This window comes from Sphingobium sp. EP60837, assembly GCF_001658005.1.
GTDB lineage: Bacteria > Pseudomonadota > Alphaproteobacteria > Sphingomonadales > Sphingomonadaceae > Sphingobium > Sphingobium tyrosinilyticum.
In genome coordinates, this window is record NZ_CP015986.1 from 88,271 (window position 1) to 106,646 (window position 18,376).

The 18,376-nt window shown below is 61.5% G+C and carries 12 protein-coding genes and 1 tRNA gene; 5 read left to right on the plus strand and 8 right to left on the minus strand.

Annotation, left to right across the window (positions count from 1 at the left end; translation table 11 throughout):
* Positions 1–49 precede the first annotated feature (49 nt).
* The 6 genes from EP837_RS00440 to EP837_RS00465 all read right to left on the minus strand — a co-directional run bounded on the left by EP837_RS00440 (position 50) and on the right by EP837_RS00465 (position 6,030).
* Positions 50–706, minus strand: a complete 657-nt coding sequence (locus tag EP837_RS00440) for a DUF2490 domain-containing protein (RefSeq protein ID WP_066523663.1) — start codon at positions 704–706, stop codon at positions 50–52.
* 110 nt (positions 707–816) lie between these two features.
* Complete coding sequence (locus EP837_RS00445) at positions 817–2,445, minus strand: alpha-D-glucose phosphate-specific phosphoglucomutase (protein ID WP_066528397.1); 1,629 nt, start codon at positions 2,443–2,445, stop codon at positions 817–819.
* A 263-nt stretch (positions 2,446–2,708) separates the two neighbouring features.
* Positions 2,709–3,278 (minus strand): aminoacyl-tRNA hydrolase, encoded by a 570-nt coding sequence (gene pth / locus EP837_RS00450; protein ID WP_066523668.1) that lies wholly within the window; start codon positions 3,276–3,278, stop codon positions 2,709–2,711.
* Between the two features lie 171 nt (positions 3,279–3,449).
* Positions 3,450–4,064, minus strand: coding sequence for a 50S ribosomal protein L25/general stress protein Ctc (locus EP837_RS00455; RefSeq protein WP_066523669.1), 615 nt, complete (start codon positions 4,062–4,064; stop codon positions 3,450–3,452).
* Between the two features lie 176 nt (positions 4,065–4,240).
* Positions 4,241–5,119 (minus strand): TraB/GumN family protein, encoded by an 879-nt coding sequence (locus EP837_RS00460; protein WP_066523670.1) that lies wholly within the window; start codon positions 5,117–5,119, stop codon positions 4,241–4,243.
* The gene (locus EP837_RS00465; protein WP_156518345.1) at positions 5,116–6,030 is read right to left on the minus strand and encodes a TraB/GumN family protein; all 915 of its coding nucleotides are present in this window, start codon (positions 6,028–6,030) and stop codon (positions 5,116–5,118) included. The genes EP837_RS00460 and EP837_RS00465 overlap by 4 nt, the downstream gene beginning before the upstream one ends.
* A gap of 162 nt (positions 6,031–6,192) precedes the next feature.
* On the opposite strand from EP837_RS00465, the gene EP837_RS00470 reads away from it, so the two are divergent.
* The 3 genes from EP837_RS00470 (at position 6,193) to ppdK (ending at position 12,108) form a co-directional block, all read left to right on the plus strand.
* A complete protein-coding gene (locus EP837_RS00470) occupies positions 6,193–7,065 on the plus strand; it encodes a glycine--tRNA ligase subunit alpha (RefSeq protein ID WP_066523671.1) in 873 nt (290 codons plus the stop codon).
* A complete protein-coding gene (gene glyS / locus EP837_RS00475) occupies positions 7,065–9,263 on the plus strand; it encodes a glycine--tRNA ligase subunit beta (RefSeq protein ID WP_066528408.1) in 2,199 nt (732 codons plus the stop codon). Before EP837_RS00470 ends, glyS begins: the two co-directional genes overlap by 1 nt.
* A gap of 145 nt (positions 9,264–9,408) precedes the next feature.
* Positions 9,409–12,108 carry a pyruvate, phosphate dikinase gene (ppdK, locus tag EP837_RS00480; protein ID WP_066523673.1) on the plus strand — a complete coding sequence of 900 codons (2,700 nt, stop codon included), beginning with the start codon at positions 9,409–9,411 and terminating at the stop codon, positions 12,106–12,108.
* Positions 12,109–12,164: 56 nt separating this feature from the next.
* On the opposite strand, the gene EP837_RS00485 is transcribed toward ppdK, so the two are convergent.
* Complete coding sequence (locus tag EP837_RS00485; protein WP_066523675.1) at positions 12,165–12,605, minus strand: hypothetical protein; 441 nt, start codon at positions 12,603–12,605, stop codon at positions 12,165–12,167.
* A 140-nt stretch (positions 12,606–12,745) separates the two neighbouring features.
* On the opposite strand from EP837_RS00485, the gene EP837_RS00490 reads away from it, so the two are divergent.
* Positions 12,746–12,822: transfer RNA gene (locus EP837_RS00490), tRNA-Arg, on the plus strand.
* Positions 12,823–12,875: 53 nt separating this feature from the next.
* Here the strand turns inward: EP837_RS00490 and EP837_RS00495 are convergent.
* Positions 12,876–13,802 carry an endo alpha-1,4 polygalactosaminidase gene (locus tag EP837_RS00495; protein ID WP_225870557.1) on the minus strand — a complete coding sequence of 309 codons (927 nt, stop codon included), beginning with the start codon at positions 13,800–13,802 and terminating at the stop codon, positions 12,876–12,878.
* 603 nt (positions 13,803–14,405) lie between these two features.
* Here EP837_RS00495 and EP837_RS00500 point away from each other — a divergent pair.
* Positions 14,406–18,359: a cadherin domain-containing protein gene (locus tag EP837_RS00500; protein WP_066523676.1), complete on the plus strand. Its 3,954-nt coding sequence runs from the start codon at positions 14,406–14,408 to the stop codon at positions 18,357–18,359.
* The last annotated feature ends 17 nt before the right edge of the window (positions 18,360–18,376 follow it).

An 18,376-nucleotide genomic window follows, 5' to 3' on the forward strand; every position in this document is an offset into this window, starting at 1 on the left:
ATGATGGCCGCGCCGATAGCCTGTTCCGCGCGCGAAGGCCAGCCTGCGCTCAGTGCCGGAAGAAGAGGGTGATCGACGCCACATGGTTCATCCGCTTGGCGCTCCCTTGGTCGATATATTGGTTGAGATAGCCGATCTCCGTCGTGGACTTGCCCATCAGCTTGATCTCAGCGCCCACGAAGCTGCGCAACTGGTCAAATCCCGCCTTCTGTCCCCAGCCCGTATTGTTGAGCGCGGCAAATCCCTCCGCATAGGCAAGCGCGTTGATCGCCTCGCCTGCGGGCTTCAGCGGCTTTTCGTAGCGCAGCATCTCCCGCAGCCGCCATCCAATGCCGCCGCCATCCGATCGCCACCGCTGCTCCAGCCGGGTTCTTGATGATAGTTCGCCCTGCCAAGGCTTGCCGATCGTCCAGTTGACCTGCTGGAAACTCCGCTCCTCATTGACGTCACGACCAGCCTGTGTGGGAAGCACGACATGAGCATAGCCCTGATAGACCGATAGGCTTCGCGAAAATTTCCAGCCTACCGCGCCTCGCAGGATCGTCTGATCAATCCGCGAAACGCCATTGCCGATACGCGGTTGGACTTCGGTGAAATAGATCAGGTCGCCCGTCACTGCGCCCATGGCGGTCAGGTTCATCCAGACCTGCTCATCCTCCGCCGTAGCAGCTTTCACCGACCCTGGAGCCAGCAAGAATCCTATCATGATGCCAACAGCTGGCGTGAGGGCGCGGCGAACTCGAAATCTGGGCATGCTGCGTCGTTAGGTGTTTGGCCTTGCCTAGCCATGTCCCGAACGTAACTTTTCGTGACCGATCAGGTGATGACGCTCGGCCGCTCCATCCCGGTGAAGCCAGCAATGTCCGCCACTTCCTGGGCCGCGCGGACCAGCGGGGCCAGCGCGTCAGCGGTTTCCAATCCCAACTCGTTGTCCTCACCGACATAACGCTCGATATAGACCCGCAAGGTTGCTCCTTCCGTGCCGGTGCCGGACAGGCGAAAGACGATCCGCGATCCATCTTCGAACAACAGCCGCACGCCTTGGCTGCGGCTGACGGATTGATCGGTGGGATCAGTATAGGCGAAGTCGTCCGCGCTCTTCACTGTGCCGCCGCTGTTCACCGTTGCGGGCAGTGTCGCCAGCTTATCCCGCAATGCCGCCATCAGTCCATCGGCCCGATCCTTGGCGATCGCCTCATAATCGTGCCGCGCATAATAGTTTCGGCCATAGGTCGCCCAATGTTCGGCCATGATCTCCGCCACGCTCTGCCGCCGCACGGCCAAGATGTTTAGCCACAGCAGCACGGCCCAGATGCCGTCCTTCTCGCGCACATGGTCCGATCCGGTGCCGGCGCTCTCTTCGCCGCAGATCGTCGCCATTCCCGCATCCAGCAGGTTGCCGAAGAATTTCCATCCTGTGGGCGTTTCATAAAGAGGGATGCCGAGCTTCTCCGCCACCCGGTCCGCCGCGCCGCTGGTCGGCATGGACCGGGCGATGCCTTTCAGCCCGCTCGCATAGCCCGGCGCCAGATGTGCGTTCGCCGCCAGCACCGCGAGTGAGTCCGACGGCGTCACATAGCAATGCCGCCCGATGATCAGGTTACGATCGCCGTCGCCGTCCGAAGCCGCGCCGAAATCCGGCGCGTCCGCCGCCATCATCCGGTCATATAGCTCCTTGGCGTGGACCAGATTGGGGTCCGGATGATGATGGCCGAAGTCGGGCAGGGGGGTCGCGTTCTGCACTGTACCAGCAGGCGCGCCGAGCCGCTTTTCGAATATCTCGACCGCATAGGGGCCGGTAACCGCGCTCATTGAATCGAAGGAGAGGGTGAAGCCCTCGGCGATCATTGTCCGGATGGCGGCAAAGTCGAATAATTGCTCCATCAGATCGGCGTAGGCGGCGACAGGATCGACCACTTCGACCGCCATGCCGCCTAGCTTACTCGTGCCAAGCCTGTCGATATCAACGTCCTCCGCCTGGAGAATGCGATAACTATCGATCGCCAACGTCCGGGCATGGATGGCGTCCGTCACCTTTTCGGGCGCAGGGCCGCCGTTCGACACATTATATTTGATCCCGAAATCCTCGTCCGGCCCGCCCGGATTATGGCTGGCCGACAGCACCAGCCCGCCAAAGGCGCTCGAAGCACGGATCAGATGCGAAGCTGCCGGAGTGGACAGGATGCCGCCCTTGCCCACCAGCACGCGGCCAAAGCCGTTGGCGGCGGCCATCTTCAGGACGATCTGGATGACTTCCCGATTGAGGTAGCGTCCGTCGCCTCCCACCACCAGCGTCTGGCCTTCGAAACCCTCCAGACTGTCGAACACCGACTGGACAAAATTTTCGGCATAATGGGGCTGTTGGAAAATGCGGACCTTCTTGCGCAGGCCGGAAGTGCCCGGCTTCTGATCGGAAAAAGGCGTCGTCGCAACGGTCTGAATCACCCGCATCCCCTTGGGAAAATGGAAAGTCAGTCCCCTCTATGGCCCGCCAATGCGACAAGGGGCAATCCGTCCACCGCGCTTTATCGCGAAGGAACGGCGCTCAGCCGCCAAACTGAGTAAGATCTATGGGCCCCAGTCGAAACGTCATGCCGAACCCAGTTCAGCACCAAAGGTGCCATTGCACCAGGTTCGCGGGCGGAGCGCATATATGGGATTCGGTATGACGACTCCTCTGCATGTGCAGGACCGCGCATCAGCGCTTCCTACTCCGCCAGCCGCAGCGCAACCTCATTCATGAACCGCGCATCATCGCCCTTGGCAAGCCATTCGGCCTCGGCTCCGATCGCTCCCAGCATATCGGACAGCGCGTCCATCTCGCTCTTGTGGTAATTGCCCAGCACATAGCCATGCACCCGGTCCTTATGCCCCGGATGGCCGATGCCGATCCGCACGCGTCGAAAATCCGGGCCGATATGCGCGTCCGTCGATCGCAGGCCATTATGTCCCGCATTGCCGCCGCCGCGCTTAACCTTCACCTTCATCGGCGCCAGGTCCAGTTCATCGTGGAAGACTGTCACATCCTCTGGCGTCAGCTTGTAGAAACGCATGGCCTCGCCCACCGACCGGCCGCTTTCGTTCATGAAAGTTGCGGGCTTCAGCAGGATGATCTTCTCAGGGCCGATCCGGCCTTCCTGGACCCAGCCCTGAAACTGCTTTTTCGCGGGTGAGAAGCAATGCAGGTCGGCGATCACGTCAGCCGCCATGAACCCGACATTATGCCGGTGCATGGCATATTGGGTGCCAGGATTACCTAGGCCGACCCAGATCTGCATTTGTCAGCCCCAAAAGGACGAAACTCCGTCTGTCCTGAGCGGGCATCGAGCGAAGTCGAAATAGCATATCGAAGGACCGATCTGGTGGACCGATGCTTCGATACGGGTCTTCGACAAGCTCAACCCCTACTCAGCACAAACGGAGTTTCTTCAGATATAGTGGTGAAAGGCTTACGCGCCTTCCGCCGGGGTCTCATTGTCGCCCTCGGCACTCTTCAGCGCGGAAGGAGCGACCACGGTTGCCACGGTGAAGTCCTGCTCGTCATGGGCAGCCTTTGCGCCCTTGGGCAGCTTGACCGCGCCGATGTGGATCGATTCACCAACGTCCAGACCGGTCAGATCGACGACGACATCGTCGGGGATCTCGGCCGCATCGACGATCAGTTCGATCTCATGCGCCACGATGTTCAGCACGCCGCCCTTCTTGAGGCCCGGCGAAGCGTCTTCATTCTCGAAGCGCACCGGAACGTTGACGTGCACGGTGGCATGTTCCGAAACGCGCAGGAAGTCAGCGTGCAGCGGACGATCGGTCACGGGATGGAAAGCGACGTCCTTCGCCAGGGTGCGAACCTGTGCGCCGCCAACCTCGACCATGACGACCGAGTTGAAGAAGTGGCCGGTGCCGAGCAGCTTGTTGAGGAGCTTTTCCTCGACGTGGATCGACTGCGGTTCTTCATTGTTACCATAGATGACGGCGGGTACGCGGCCCTCACGGCGGAGAGCGCGGGAGGCTCCCTTGCCTGCCCGATCGCGTGCCTCGGCCGACAGCGTAAGCTGCTCGCTCATTGCGTGTCTCCAAAAGCAAATTGATGTAAGCGCCCGCCACGCCTCCAGGGATGACCATGTCGGGACCGCGGCCCAATAGCAGAAAAGCGAGAGAAGGCAAGGGCACGCCGCTCTCAACCAACCCGATCCGTCCCCACATCCGTTCGTTTCGAGCGAAGTCGGCAAACGGCTGGCGTTCACTGCACCCGCGTAACTTTGTAGCCCTTCGCTTCCAGCAACTGGATCAGGTTATCCCGCCCGGTCAAATGCCCAGTGCCCACCGCGATGAAGGGCCGCCCTCTCAGCTTCCCTACAACATCGCTCCAGTCCCGATTGCGCGCAATCAGCACCGCTTGCTCCACGACCGGGTCTGGCTTTTCCCCCGCCTCATCCTCCCGCGCGATTGCCGCCATGTCGCCCTCGAGCCAGGCCCGCATGATGCGTTCATAAAGCGCCTTCATTCGCCGCGCTTCCTCCACCGTCTGCGCCAGCAACCGCCGCTGTGCGGCTTCGGGCAGCGTATCGAATGCGCCGAACTGCCGCGCCACGGTTTCCAGTCCACCGATAGGCTTGTCCTCCTCCCGGAAGTCCTTGATCAGCGCGGGCTCGACGCCTTCGTCCCCACTCACATGTAACGACTGCTGGGCCGCGGCCGACAACAGCATCGCCGCCGCCCAGCTTTCATAACCGGACAAAAGCTGCGTGCTGGTCCCGCCTTCACCGGCGATCCGCTGAAGTTCATCCCGCTCGTTGACCGGCACTCGCGCTTCCAAAGGGGGCAGGCCAGGACTACGCCCCATCTTCTCGAACAGCGCCATCGTTCGCGCGCGATCCTGTATCTCAGCCGACTCCAGCACCAGCCGGTCAGACCCGTCGATGGCCGCCCGCACCTTCTCTGTTCGCCAGGCCACGCCCTTCGGCAGCACATGGATGGTCCCGAATAGCCACCCGTCCAGCCCATGGCCCTGCACGCGCCAAAGCGCCGGGCCTCTACCTTCCGCAGGGGCTGGGCCGTCGCGTCCACAGGCCGCCACCAGCAGCAGCGCACACAGTCCCAGCCATCGCAGCAAGCTCACTCGGCGACCCTGGCCGACGCGACGCCGAGCGCCTTCAACTGATCCTGCACGCTGCCTTTGCCCGCCAGGTGCCCGGCTCCGACTGCGATGAAGACCGTTCCGGGTTGTGCGAGCCGTCCCTTTACCCACTTCGCCCAATTGGCGTTCCGCTGGATCAGCAGCACCTGCGCCAGTTCCGGCGTTGCCTCCAGCGACTCGTTCATCTCCGCTGCCAGCTTGTCCGGATCGCCTTCCTTCCAGTGCGCGATGAGGCGAGCGAACTCGCTGTCCATGTCCGGCAAGCCCTCAACCGTCGCGTTCAGGAACTTGACCTGGCTTTCCATCGGCAGACCCGCGAAATAGCCAAGCTGCTGCTCCACAGTCTCCAGCGCGCCGACCTTCTTCCCCGCAGCCTTCGCCGCAGCCGTCAGCGTCTTCTCCGCGCCCAGATCCGCCTGATAGCCCAGCTTCTCCAGCGGCTGCACCGACAGCGCCATCCCCGCCATCCAGGGATTGAACGGCTCGAACATCTGCCAGTGGAGGCCGTTCGCGGTCATCGCCGCCTGATATTTCCCGCGCATGTCCGCACTTAGACGGTCGGACAGCTTCACCCCATCCCGCGCCAAAGCCGTATGCGCCATGGACGCCGCCATGGCTTGCGGGTCCTCGGGCTCGACGATCTCCAGCATCAGCTCGTCCGATCCGTCAAACGCCTGCTTGATCCCGCCCTTGAACCACTCCGTCCCTGGCTTCAGCACATGAACCGTGCCGAACAGATAGATGGTCGTATCCGCATCCTTCACCCGCCACAGCGCAGGCGTCACATAGGCCGTCTTCGCCGCAGGCGGCCTGGCGGAAGCAGTCTGCTCCTGCGCGCAGCCGGTCAGCAACAGAAGGCCAGCAGCCAGCACACGCGAAAGGGGCCATTTCATATCGGGCATCGATCCATTGCGAAGAGTTTCGCCGCCATCCATGCGGGGCAGGGGGCATTTGGGCAAGCGGATTAACCGCCTCCACGCCCTCTTTTCCTTGACCCTTTCGCCCTCCTGCGCCAAGGCGCGCGCGATCAAACTATCATTTCCAAGGGACCGTCCGTGGCGACAGGCAAAGTGCTCTCTTTTCAGGACCTGATCCTGACCCTGCACGCCTATTGGGGAAAGCAGGGGTGCGTTATCCTGCAACCCTATGACATGGAAGTGGGCGCGGGCACCTTCCACCCCGCCACCACGCTGCGCAGCCTTGGCCCGGACGCGTGGAACGCCGCCTATGTGCAGCCCAGCCGCCGCCCGACCGACGGCCGCTATGGCGAAAACCCCAATCGCCTCCAGCATTATTACCAGTACCAGGTCATAATGAAGCCGTCCCCGGCGAACCTCCAGGAACTCTATCTGGGGTCGCTGGCCGAAATCGGCATCGACCCACTGGTCCACGACATCCGCTTTGTCGAGGATGATTGGGAAAGCCCGACGCTGGGCGCCTGGGGGCTGGGCTGGGAAGTCTGGTGCGACGGCATGGAAGTCACCCAGTTCACCTATTTCCAGCAGATGGGGGGCTTCGACTGCAAGCCCGTCGCGGGCGAACTGACCTACGGCCTCGAACGCCTCGCCATGTATATCCAGGGCGTGGACAGCGTCTATGACCTTAAGTTCAATGACGCGGGCGTCACCTATGGCGACGTCTTCCTCGCCAATGAGCAGCAGATGTCGAAATGGAATTTCGAGATCGCCGACACCGAAAAGCTGTTCCGCTGGTTCAAAGATGCGGAAACCGAATGCAAGGCGAGCCTTGAGGCGGGCGTTCCGCTCGCCGCCTATGATCAGGCGATCAAGGCGAGCCATGTCTTCAACCTGCTCCAGGCCCGCGGCGTCATCTCGGTGCAGGAACGCGCCAGCTACATCGGCCGCGTCCGCGATTTGGCTAAGGGCGCTTGCGAAAAATGGATGGAAGTGAACGGGTGGGCCGCGTGATGACCGACTTCCTCCTCGAACTGCGCTGCGAAGAAATCCCCGCGCGCATGCAGATCAAAGCATCGGAAGACCTCGCCCGCCTCTTCACCGAGGAACTGGCGAAGGCTGGCCTGAAGCCCGAAAGCATCGACAGCTTCGTCACGCCCCGCCGCCTCGCCCTGATCGCGCGCAATCTGCCGCTGGAAACCGCCGCCGTCAGTGAGGAATTCAAAGGCCCCCGCACCTCCGCCCCCGCGCAGGCGCTGGAAGGCTTCCTCCGCAAGACCGGCCTGACCCAGGACCAGCTCGAAGACCGCGACGGCGTGTGGTTCGCCACGGTCAACAAGCCCGGCCGCGCCACGGCGCAAGTGCTGGCCGAAGCGGTCCCCGCGGTCGTCCGCACCTTCCCCTGGCCGAAATCCATGCGCTGGGGCACCGCTTCGCAAACCACCGAAAGCCTGCGCTGGGTCCGCCCGCTGCAAGGCATCGTCGCCATCTTGGGCGAAGACCTGGTCGATATCGAGATCGAAGGTATCCGCAGCAGCTACGCCACGCTCGGCCACCGCTTCCATCATCCCGGTGAAATCACTATCGGCAGCGCCCACGATTATGTCGAAAAGCTGCGCGCCTGCCATGTGATCGTCAGCCACCAGGAACGCCAATCGATCATCGAGGCTCGGGCCACCGAAGCCGCCGCGGCAAAGGGCTACACCCTGATCGAGGACAAGGGCCTCGTCGCGGAAAATGCGGGCCTGACCGAATGGCCAGTCCCGCTGCTCGGCGATTTCGATCCTACTTTCCTTGAGGTTCCGCCTGAAGTCATCCAGCTAACCCTCCGTATAAACCAGAAATATTTCGTTCTGCGCGACAGCGCGGGCAAGCTCGCTCCCGCTTTCATCTGCACCGCCAATATCGAGGCGAAGGATGGCGGCGAAGCGATCATCGCCGGCAATCGCAAAGTCCTCGCCGCGCGCCTGTCCGACGCCCGTCATTTCTGGGAAGAGGATCAGTGGCACCATGAGGGCACCGGGGCTTCGCGCCACCGCTCGACCCGCAAGGCGCTGGCCGAACATGCGAAGAAGCTGGAGCGCATCACCTTCCACGAAAAGCTCGGCACGGTTCACGATAAGGTGGAGCGCGTCGCCAAGCTGGCCCGCTGGCTGGTGGAAGAGGGCATCGTGAAGGCTGCGGACGCCGATCAGGTCGAACAAGCCGCGCGCCTCGCTAAGGCTGATCTCGTCACCGAAATGGTTGGAGAGTTCCCCGAACTTCAAGGTGTTATGGGTGGCTATTACGCGCGCGCGGAAGGTCTGCCCGATGCCGTGGCCGATGCTATCCGCGATCATTATAAGCCGGTTGGGCAGGGGGATGATGTTCCGACTGCCCCACTGACCGTTGCAGTATCGCTCGCGGACAAAATCGACACGCTGGTCAGCTTCTTCGCTGCAGAGATGCTTCCGACCGGATCAAAAGACCCCTTCGCTCTTCGACGAGCCATGCTGGCCGCGCAAGCGCTGACCGAGACCTCTGGTCTTCGCTTTGCCTTCAAATCCGTTGCTCCTAAGGCGCTCGATTTGCTTTGCCCAGTTAAGGATGGCGAGCGTTGGATATGGGGGCGGAAAGCATTTACCGAGGACGAAAAGCAGAAATTCGGTGAGGGTCTGGATTGGTCTCCGCAAACGCGCGTGGACGAACCCAAGGCGATTAGCGCTTTGCTCGATTTCTTCGCCGACCGCCTCAAAGTCCAACAAAAGGAAGCAGGCGTCCGCCACGACCTGATCGACGCTGTGTTCGCGCTTGGCGGCGAGGATGATCTTGTGCGTTTGCTCGCCCGCGTGAAGGCGCTTCAGTCCTTCATCGTTACCGAAGACGGCACCAATCTGCTCGCCGGTTACAAGCGCGCCGCCAATATCCTGAAGAAGGAAGGCGTCGAAACCGCCGAAAAGGTCGAACTGACCTATACCCCTGAACCCACTGAAGCCGATCTCATAACAGCCCTCGACGCCGCGGAGCCCCGCGCGACCGCCGCTGTCCAGGCAGAGGATTTCGAGGGCGCCATGGCCGCGCTCGCAACCCTTCGCGCCCCGATCGACGCCTTCTTCGACAGGGTAACCGTCAACGACGCCGATCCGGCAAAGCGCGCCGCTCGCCTAGCTCTGCTGGCACGGGTGCGCGAAGCCGTCCACGCAGTGGCCGATTTCTCGAAAATTACGGCCTAAAACCGAAAGATACCCGGCCAACCGGGAAAATCGATGAAGTGAGAGAGCAATTATCGTAAAAGCGGGTGCGTCTGTCGCCCGCCTGTTGTTTTGGAATTGTTGCATCGCACAAATACACGGCAATCAGTGCAGGAGAGCCGCGACTATGTTGACAAGGGAAGAGGCCAGCATGAGCACCACCGCGACACGTTATGTCTATCGTTTCGGCGGCGGCGTTGATGACGGCGGCAAGGGGGACAAGAATCTCCTGGGCGGCAAGGGCGCCAATCTGGATGGTATGGCGGCCATCGGCTTGCCGGTGCCTCCGGGTTTCACCATCACGACCGAAATGTGCACCCGCTATTATGAGGATGGCGGGGTCTTTCCCGAAAGCCTGAAGGCACAGGTCGCCAGCGGCATTGCCCATATCGAGGGTGTCACGGGCAAGAAGTTCGGCGATGCAGCCGATCCGCTTCTCGTCTCTGTCCGCTCTGGCGCGCGCATTTCGATGCCCGGTATGATGGACACCGTGCTGAACCTTGGCCTCAACGACGAAACTGTTGTCGGCCTCGCTGTTGCGTCCGGCGATGAGCGTTTCGCCTGGGACAGCTATCGCCGCTTCATCCAGATGTATTCGGACGTTGTCCTGGAACTCGACCATGGCGCCTTTGAGGAAGCCCTTGAGATTGCCAAGGAAGATCAGGGCTACACGCTCGACACGGAAATGACCGCTGACGACTGGAAGGCGCTGGTTGCCGAATATAAGGGCCTTGTTTCAAAGCTTTGGAACAAGCCTTTCCCTCAGGATGTGAACGATCAACTATGGGGCGCAATCAGCGCGGTGTTCGGTTCCTGGCAGGCCGACCGCGCCAAGGTCTATCGCCGCCTGAACTCGATCCCGCATGATTGGGGCACCGCCGTCAATGTGCAGGCGATGGTGTTCGGCAATATGGGCGACACCTCGGCCACTGGCGTTGCCTTCACCCGCGACCCCGCGACCGGCGAGAACGCCTATTATGGCGAATATCTGATCAACGCGCAGGGCGAGGACGTCGTCGCCGGCATCCGCACGCCGCAATATCTCACCCTCGCAGCGCGCGAGCGGGCAGGGGCCAAGCCGCTGTCGATGGAAGAGGCGATGCCCGAAACCTATGCCGAACTGGCGCGGGTCTTCCAGATCCTCGAAACCCATTATCGCGACATGCAGGACATCGAATTCACGGTGCAGCAGGGCAAGCTCTGGATGCTCCAGACCCGCTCGGGTAAGCGCACTGCCAAGGCCGCGCTCAAGATCGCCGTCGATATGGCGACCGAGGGTCTGATCACGGAGCAGGAGGCCGTCGCCCGCGTCGATCCCGCCGCGCTCGATCAGCTTCTCCACCCGACGCTTGATCCCAAGGCGCCGCGCGATGTGCTGACCAAGGGTCTGCCCGCTTCGCCGGGCGCGGCTTCGGGCGCGATCGTGTTCGACGCGGATACGGCCGAGCGCCGCAATGAAATGGGCGAGGCGGTCATCCTCGTCCGCGTCGAAACCAGCCCCGAGGACATTCATGGCATGCACGCGGCCAAGGGCATCCTGACTGCGCGCGGCGGCATGACGTCACATGCGGCCGTGGTCGCGCGCGGCATGGGCCGCCCCTGCGTTTCCGGCGCGGGCAGTCTGTCCATCGACAACGCCGCCAAGACGCTGCGCATCGAGGGCCGCACGCTCAAGGAAGGCGACATCCTCACCATCGATGGATCGACCGGCGAAGTGATGGCGGGCGAAGTCCCGACCGTGCAGCCCGAACTGGCGGGCGACTTCGGCGTGCTGATGGCCTGGGCCGACAAGGTTCGCCGCCTCAAGGTCCGCGCCAATGCCGAAACCCCGCTGGATTGCCAGACCGCGCGCGATTTCGGCGCGGAAGGCGTGGGCCTGTGCCGTACCGAGCATATGTTCTTCGACGCCGCCCGCATCACCGCCGTCCGCGAGATGATCCTCGCCGACACGGAAAAGGGCCGCCGCGCCGCGCTCGACAAGCTGCTGCCTGAGCAGCGCGACGATTTCGCGCAGATATTCATGGTGATGGCGGGACTGCCCGTCACCATCCGCCTGCTCGATCCGCCGCTGCACGAATTCCTGCCCCATGGCGAAGCGGAGTTCGAGGAAGTCGCAAAGGGCGCGGGCGTCAGTGTCGATACGCTCAAGCGTCGCGCTGCCGAACTGCATGAATTCAACCCGATGCTCGGCCATCGCGGCTGCCGTCTCGGTGTAACCTATCCTGAAATCTACGAGATGCAGGCCCGCGCCATCTTCGAAGCCGCGCTGATCATCAAGCAGCGCAGCGGCGAAGCACCGATCCCCGAAATCATGATCCCGCTCGTTGCGACGAAGAAGGAGCTGGAACTGATGAAGGCGATCGTCGATCGCGTCGCCAGCGAAGTCTTCGCCGAGCAGGGCGCCTCGGTCGAATATCTGGTCGGCACCATGATCGAACTGCCGCGCGCCGCTCTGAAGGCGGGTGAGATTGCCGAGGTCGGCGAATTCTTCTCATTCGGCACCAACGACCTGACGCAGACCACGATCGGCATCAGCCGTGACGACGCGGGCCGCTTCCTGACGCAATATGTCGATAAGGGCATCTTCGCCCGCGACCCGTTCGTCAGTATCGATGTGGAGGGAGTGGGCGAACTGATCCAGCTCGCCGTCGAGCGGGGCCGCGCAGCGCGTCCGGGCATCAAGCTCGGCATCTGCGGCGAACATGGCGGCGATCCCGCCTCGATCGCCTTCTGCGAGGCTACCGGCCTCGATTATGTCTCGGCCTCGCCCTACCGCGTGCCCATCGCCCGCCTCGCCGCCGCCCAGGCCGCCTTGGCGAAGAAGTAAGGCGTTCACACCCCATCACCCCCTCCCGTTAGCGGGAGGGGCCAGGGGAGGGCCTGTCAGTTCGTCTCGATATACCGCCGCTCATGCTCGCGGACCTTCCCGGTCTCGAGCAGCCGGGCCTGTGCGCGCCATTCCTCCCGCGCGATCGTCCCCGGCTCGCGCCCCAGCCGAGCCTCCAGCGCCGCCTGTTGCTCGTCGCTCATCGCGCCGATCTGATCATAGCGGTGATAACCGGCCTCATGCAGCGCCGCCGCATCCTTTGCTGAAATCCCCCTGATCCGGGTCAACTCGTCCCGGCCGGTCCCATCGTCCCTTGCCGTCGCCGCCGGAGCAGCGGCCAAGCGCGCATCGCGGTCCCTGATCGTCTGCCGGTGCGCCATCTGCTCGTCGCGCCACAGCCGCTTATACTTGCCGCGGCCGCTCAACATCAGGCCGATCAGCAGCCCTGCGATCAACGCGATGACCAGCAGCGAAATCTCGTTCAAAGTGAAAGCCATGCCTCTCCTCCTTCCCCCAATCCGCAACGAGCAGGAGCGGCCAAAAGTTGCGTTTGCGAAACTGCGTCCGGGTTGCGGCAAAAAAAGTTAAAAAGGGGCTTGCCCAATCATCCGCCCCCCTCTATCTGCCGCTCCACAACGCGCCCGTAGCTCAGCTGGATAGAGCATCAGACTACGAATCTGAGGGTCGGACGTTCGAATCGTTCCGGGCGCGCCACTTTTCTTTTCCAAGAGAATTAGCAGCTTATCTGATGATCTGCAAAGATCGTCTCAGTTGCATCGATCTGCCGCAGGCCGGTCGAGATCCACCACAGCGATGATCGTCGAAACCTTCGCGGCGGCTGACACGCTGCACACTTTCGCCCTATCGAAGCTGCCTGGCCAATTCTCCGGATATTCAGCATTGAACGCCGGTTTGCCTGCATTGACATAAGGCGCGGCGTCCCCGCAAAAATCGCCCTCCACGCAATCTTCGAACAGCACCGCGTCGAACAGCGTCAACAGCTTGGCAGCCGACCCGCTCGCATTCTTTTGCACGGGCTTCAGCCCATAGCCGCGCGCCCGTGCCGACAGCGCCGTCACATAATCAATCATGTCCCGCTCGCTTAGGGAAAAGCCGGTCACCGCCGCGCCATCCTCGAAAGCGTCCATGACGTCGAACTCGACATAATCGAAGTCTTTGTCCCTGCACATGCGCAGTCGATCGTCCATGATCTGGATAAACTCGGGATAGCGGCGAATGTCGATGTAGCGCTCCGACGGGAAGCCCGGATAAGCATTGCCCAGCAGGCCCGATATGGCTGACAATCGGGAATAGTCCGGCCGGTTGCTTTCGGCCGATCCCACGTCGAGATAGCAGATCGTCCTGGTCCCCCGCGACTTGGCGAGCGCCACATAGCTGGCCGCCGAGTCAAATCCATCGACATCGAGAAAATCGACGCCGGGCGGCGTCGCGGGCAGGCCCTGGCTTTGCAGTATCCAGTCCCAGCTTGGGAGGGCGGAAGGCGAAGGAGCGGGGGGAGGAGACGGAGCGGGAGAAGGCGACGGAGAAGGCGAGGGCGAGGGGCTAGGCGCAGGCGTCCCCGACGCATTGCTGCCCGCACCGCCTCCACCACATGCGCCCACCGCCAGCAACGCCGCCGCCAATGCGGGAAAACCCACGTCCCTCAGACGCGTCGCATGCCGCTTTGCCGCCATTGAACGCGCTCCCGCCAGCAAGCAGCCACTTTCCTAGAAAAGGGACTTGCCGCGCCGCTGCGAGCCGCCAAGCACCGCAGAGAATATAGAAGCGGTCGCCCAATATTGGCAAGCTAAGCAAATGGAATTATTGAACTCGGCATATACCCATTGGTATATCTATGGTGGCCCTGCAGTAGCGACCGCCCGCTCCTTGGCATTTTCTCAGACTTTCCATGATGAAAGAACATTGGCGTTGACTCATCACTGGGCTTGTTATGAATTAACCATAAGCGGGAAAGTCCGGACACGAGTCGCTCCGCTGGCACGGGATATATTCCCGAATAGCGTCGCAACGGTATCCCACCAAGGGCCCCGCGCGAAATAACAGGTCACCAGGGGGCAATAACCATCTGCGTTGAAGCAGAGCAATAATGCTATCCCTTTGATCTTCATTTATCATCGGAAATAAAGGGTTATTTCGAAGATTATCTTTATTGATCTGGTCGGTAAATGGCCTGAAATGCTACCAGATAAGCCTGAGAAAATCAGAGAATCGCAAAGAAAAAATAGGGGTCGCTATCCTGAACATGGACCATTGGTCCATATTGATGGGGAGCAGCCATGCCTACCGGCCACAGCGTCACTATTGATGGATCGTTGAGCGACTGGTTCGCTGCAGACAGGATCGACGGCAATAACGCCGCCGGTTACGAAATCTACGCGACCGTTGATAATGGCGATTTCATATTGGCGTTCAAGGCGCCCACGGCAATCGGCACGAACACGACAGCATGGCTCAATACCGATCGTGATAGCTCTACTGGCTATCAAATATTCGGATTTGCCGGAGGGGCCGAATTCAACGTCAATTTCGCCGCCGATGGTACGGTCAATCTTTACAGTGGAGCGGCGGGACAGACGCTGATCCTGTCGGGACTGACTGCCGCCTGGTCCGCAGACCGCACGATAGTTGAATTCCGCTTGCCCAGCTCGGCTATAGGCAATCCGGCGGCTATCGATACCCTATACGACATCAATGACGCTACCTTCCTTCCCAGTAATTACAGCCTCGCGCCCTTCACCATCTTCAACGATACGGGGGTAACCCGGTCTGCGGACACCCGGATCGGCATCGTTTATTCGGAAACGACTGCCCACGCATATTTCAGCGAGACCGCCTATTCGCAACTGTTCATGTCGGTCCAGTCGCAAGCGATGCAGGCCGGCATCCCCTTCGACATCCTGACCGAAGCTGACCTGACGGACCTCGCCAAGCTCGCCCAGTATGACACGCTGGTTTTCCCATCCTTCCGCAACGTCCCGCAGTCGCAGGTCGCGGCGATCTCCCACACGCTCGAACAGGCGAGCAAGCAACTTGGCATCGGGCTCGTGACCGCTGGCGAGTTCATGACGAACGATGTCAATAATGATCCGTTGGCGGGTGATCCCTATGCCCAGATGAAGCTGCTGTTCGACGTCACGCGCGTCACGGGCGGCACGGGGAATGTGACGGTCACAGCTACCGATCCTACCGGCCTTGTGCTCGACGGCTACAGCAATGGCCAACTCGTCAACAGCTATACCGGCGTGGGTTGGAATGCCTTCGCCAGCGTCAGCGGCACCGGGCAGACCATCGCGACAGAAACGATCAACGGCGGCGCCTCCTATGCCGCCGCGCTCGCCACGCAGACGGGTGGCCGCAACGTTATCTTTTCCAGCGAAGGCGTCATGGCCGATGCTAATATGCTGCAGAAAGCGATCAGCTATTCGGTGAACGGCACAGGTCCATCGGTTGGCCTACAACTCACGCGGCAGGCGGGCGTCGTCGCTGCCCGCATCGACATGGACCAAAGCCAGGAAACGGAGGATGTCGATCCCGCAGGCAGCACACCGGGCATCTATGACAAGCTGTTGCCGATCCTCTCGCAATGGAAGGCTGCCTATAATTTCGTCGGCAGCTTCTACGTGAATATCGGCAATGATCCGACCCAGGGGCAAACCACCAACTGGTCCAAGTCATTGCCCTATTACAAAGCCATTCTCGACCTCGGGAACGAAATCGGCAACCACAGCTATACCCATCCTGAAGACACGAACCTGCTGAACGCGTCGCAGATTCAATTTGAATTCGGCACCAGCACCAACACGCTCAACAGCCAGCTGAGCGCCTATTTGGGGCGCGCGTTCCAGATCGCGGGCATTGCTTTGCCCGGCATGCCGGAATCGCTGGTGACGGCTGAAAAGATACTACCCTATGTTCAGCATTATCTGACCGGCGGCTATGCGGCGCAGGGGGCGGGCTACCCCAATGCGTTCGGCTATATCGCGCCCGATCAGCAGAATGCGATCTATTTCGCCCCCAACACCTCGTTCGACTTCACCCTGATCGAATTTCAGCACAAGACGATCGCCGAAGCGAGCGCCGCCTGGGCTGCGGAATTCAACAAGCTTATCGCGGGCCGGGAAACGCCAGTCATTGTCTGGCCATGGCATGATTATGGTGCGGCGGATTGGACCTCGGGCAGTCCCGGCGTCGATAGCCCCTATTCGACGCAGATGTTCACGGACTGGATCGCCAGGGCCGCCAACGCGAACATGGAATTTGTGACGCTGGATGACCTTGCCCTGCGCATGTCCGCGCTAAAGGCGGCGACCGTGACCACCGCCGTCAACGGCAACACCATCACGGCCAGCGTGACCGGCTCGAATGTCGGCAATATGGCGCTGGACGTCGATCGTCTGGGTTCGCTGGTGATCCAGAATGTCGCGGGCTGGTATGCCTATGACAATGACAGCGTCTTCTTGCCGCAAAGCGGAGGCTCCTTCACGATCAACCTTGGGGCGGCGCAGGATGATGTGACCCACATCACCAGCCTGCCCATGCGCGCGGTGCTGCTGTCGGCGGCGGGCGATGGACGCAATCTGTCATTTTCCATCCAGGGCGAGGGCAGGGTAATCGTCGATATCGCGGCCCTGGGCAGTTCCAAGATGGTCGTGTCGGGCGCGACCATCGTCAGCCAGGTGGGCGAGATCGTCACGCTCGATATAGGGGCGAACGGCCTGCACAATGTCGCCCTGTCATTCAGCGGCGCGCCGCTCATCACCTCGAACGGCGGCGGCGCGACGGCGGCCATCGCGCTCGCGGAAAATCAGACGGCGGTCACCACGGTCATCGCGGTCGATCCCGATCCGGGGACGACGCTGGTCTATTCGATCGTGGGCGGAGCCGACCGGACGAAGTTCTCCATCAATCCTTCAACGGGCGCGCTCGCCTTCCTGACGGCGCCCAATTACGAGGTGCGCACCGATGTAGGCGGCAACAACGTCTATGATGTGATCGTCCGCGCCTCTGACGGATCGCTGTTCGACGATCAGGCGATTGCCGTCGCCATCACCAATGTGAACGAAGCGCCGGTCATCACGTCCAATGGAGGGGGCGCGACAGCTGCGATCTCCCTCGCCGAAGGGGTGCGGCCGGTCACATCGGTGAAGGCCACCGATCCCGACGCAAGCACGATCCTGACCTACTCCATCGTCGGCGGCGTCGATCAATCCAAATTCTCGATCAACAGCACCAATGGTGCGCTGACCTTCATCACCGCTCCCAATTTCGAAGCGCCTACCGATGTCGGCGCGAATAACATCTATGATGTGATAGTGCGTGCCTCCGACGGCACGATGTTCGATGATCAGGCCATCGCCGTCACGGTCACCAACGTCAACGAAGCGCCGGTCATCACATCCAATGGCGGCGGCGCGACCGCCACGATCCAGGTGCGGGAAAATACGACAGCGGTGACCACCGTGGTCGCGATTGATCCCGACGCTCCGGCGGGCAGCTTGACCTATTCCATCGTGGCGTCCGGCGACGGGGCGCACTTCACCATCAACCCGACGACTGGCGCGCTCAGCTTCATTTCCGCACCCGACTATGAAGCGCCGACCGACGCCAATGTGAACAATGTCTATCAACTGCGGATACTCGCCACCGACCCGCAAGGTCTGCAGGATTTCCAGGATCTATCCGTCGCCGTCACCAACGCGGTCGGCATCTCTCAAACTGCGCTCTCCACCGGATCGACGCTGAACGGCACGGGAGAGGAAGATACGTTGAACGGGGCCGGCGGCATCGATTTTCTCAACGGTCTGGGGGGCAATGACAAGCTGGTCGGCAATGGTGGCAATGATTTTCTGGATGGCGGGACTGGGAATGACCAGCTCACCGGCGGTGTCGGCGCCGACAATCTGACCGGCGGGGCCGGTGTGGACCGGTTCATCTACACGGCAACAAATCACAGCACCAACGCAGCGCCAGACATCATCACAGACTTCCTGGAAGGCACGGATCGCATCGACCTGTCGGCCATTGACGCCAGCAGCCTCTTTCTGGGGAACCAGGCTTTTGCTTTCGTCGGCTCTGGGCCGTTTCTGCTGCCGGGCCAGCTACGCTATTTCACCGATGGCGCAGGCGACACGATCATTCAGGGCAATGTGGATGCCAACCCCGCTACGGCCGAATTTTCCATCAAGCTGCTGGGGAGTCATACACTGACGGCCGCCGACTTCGTCCTCTAGCGCCGGGGAGGGGCGAA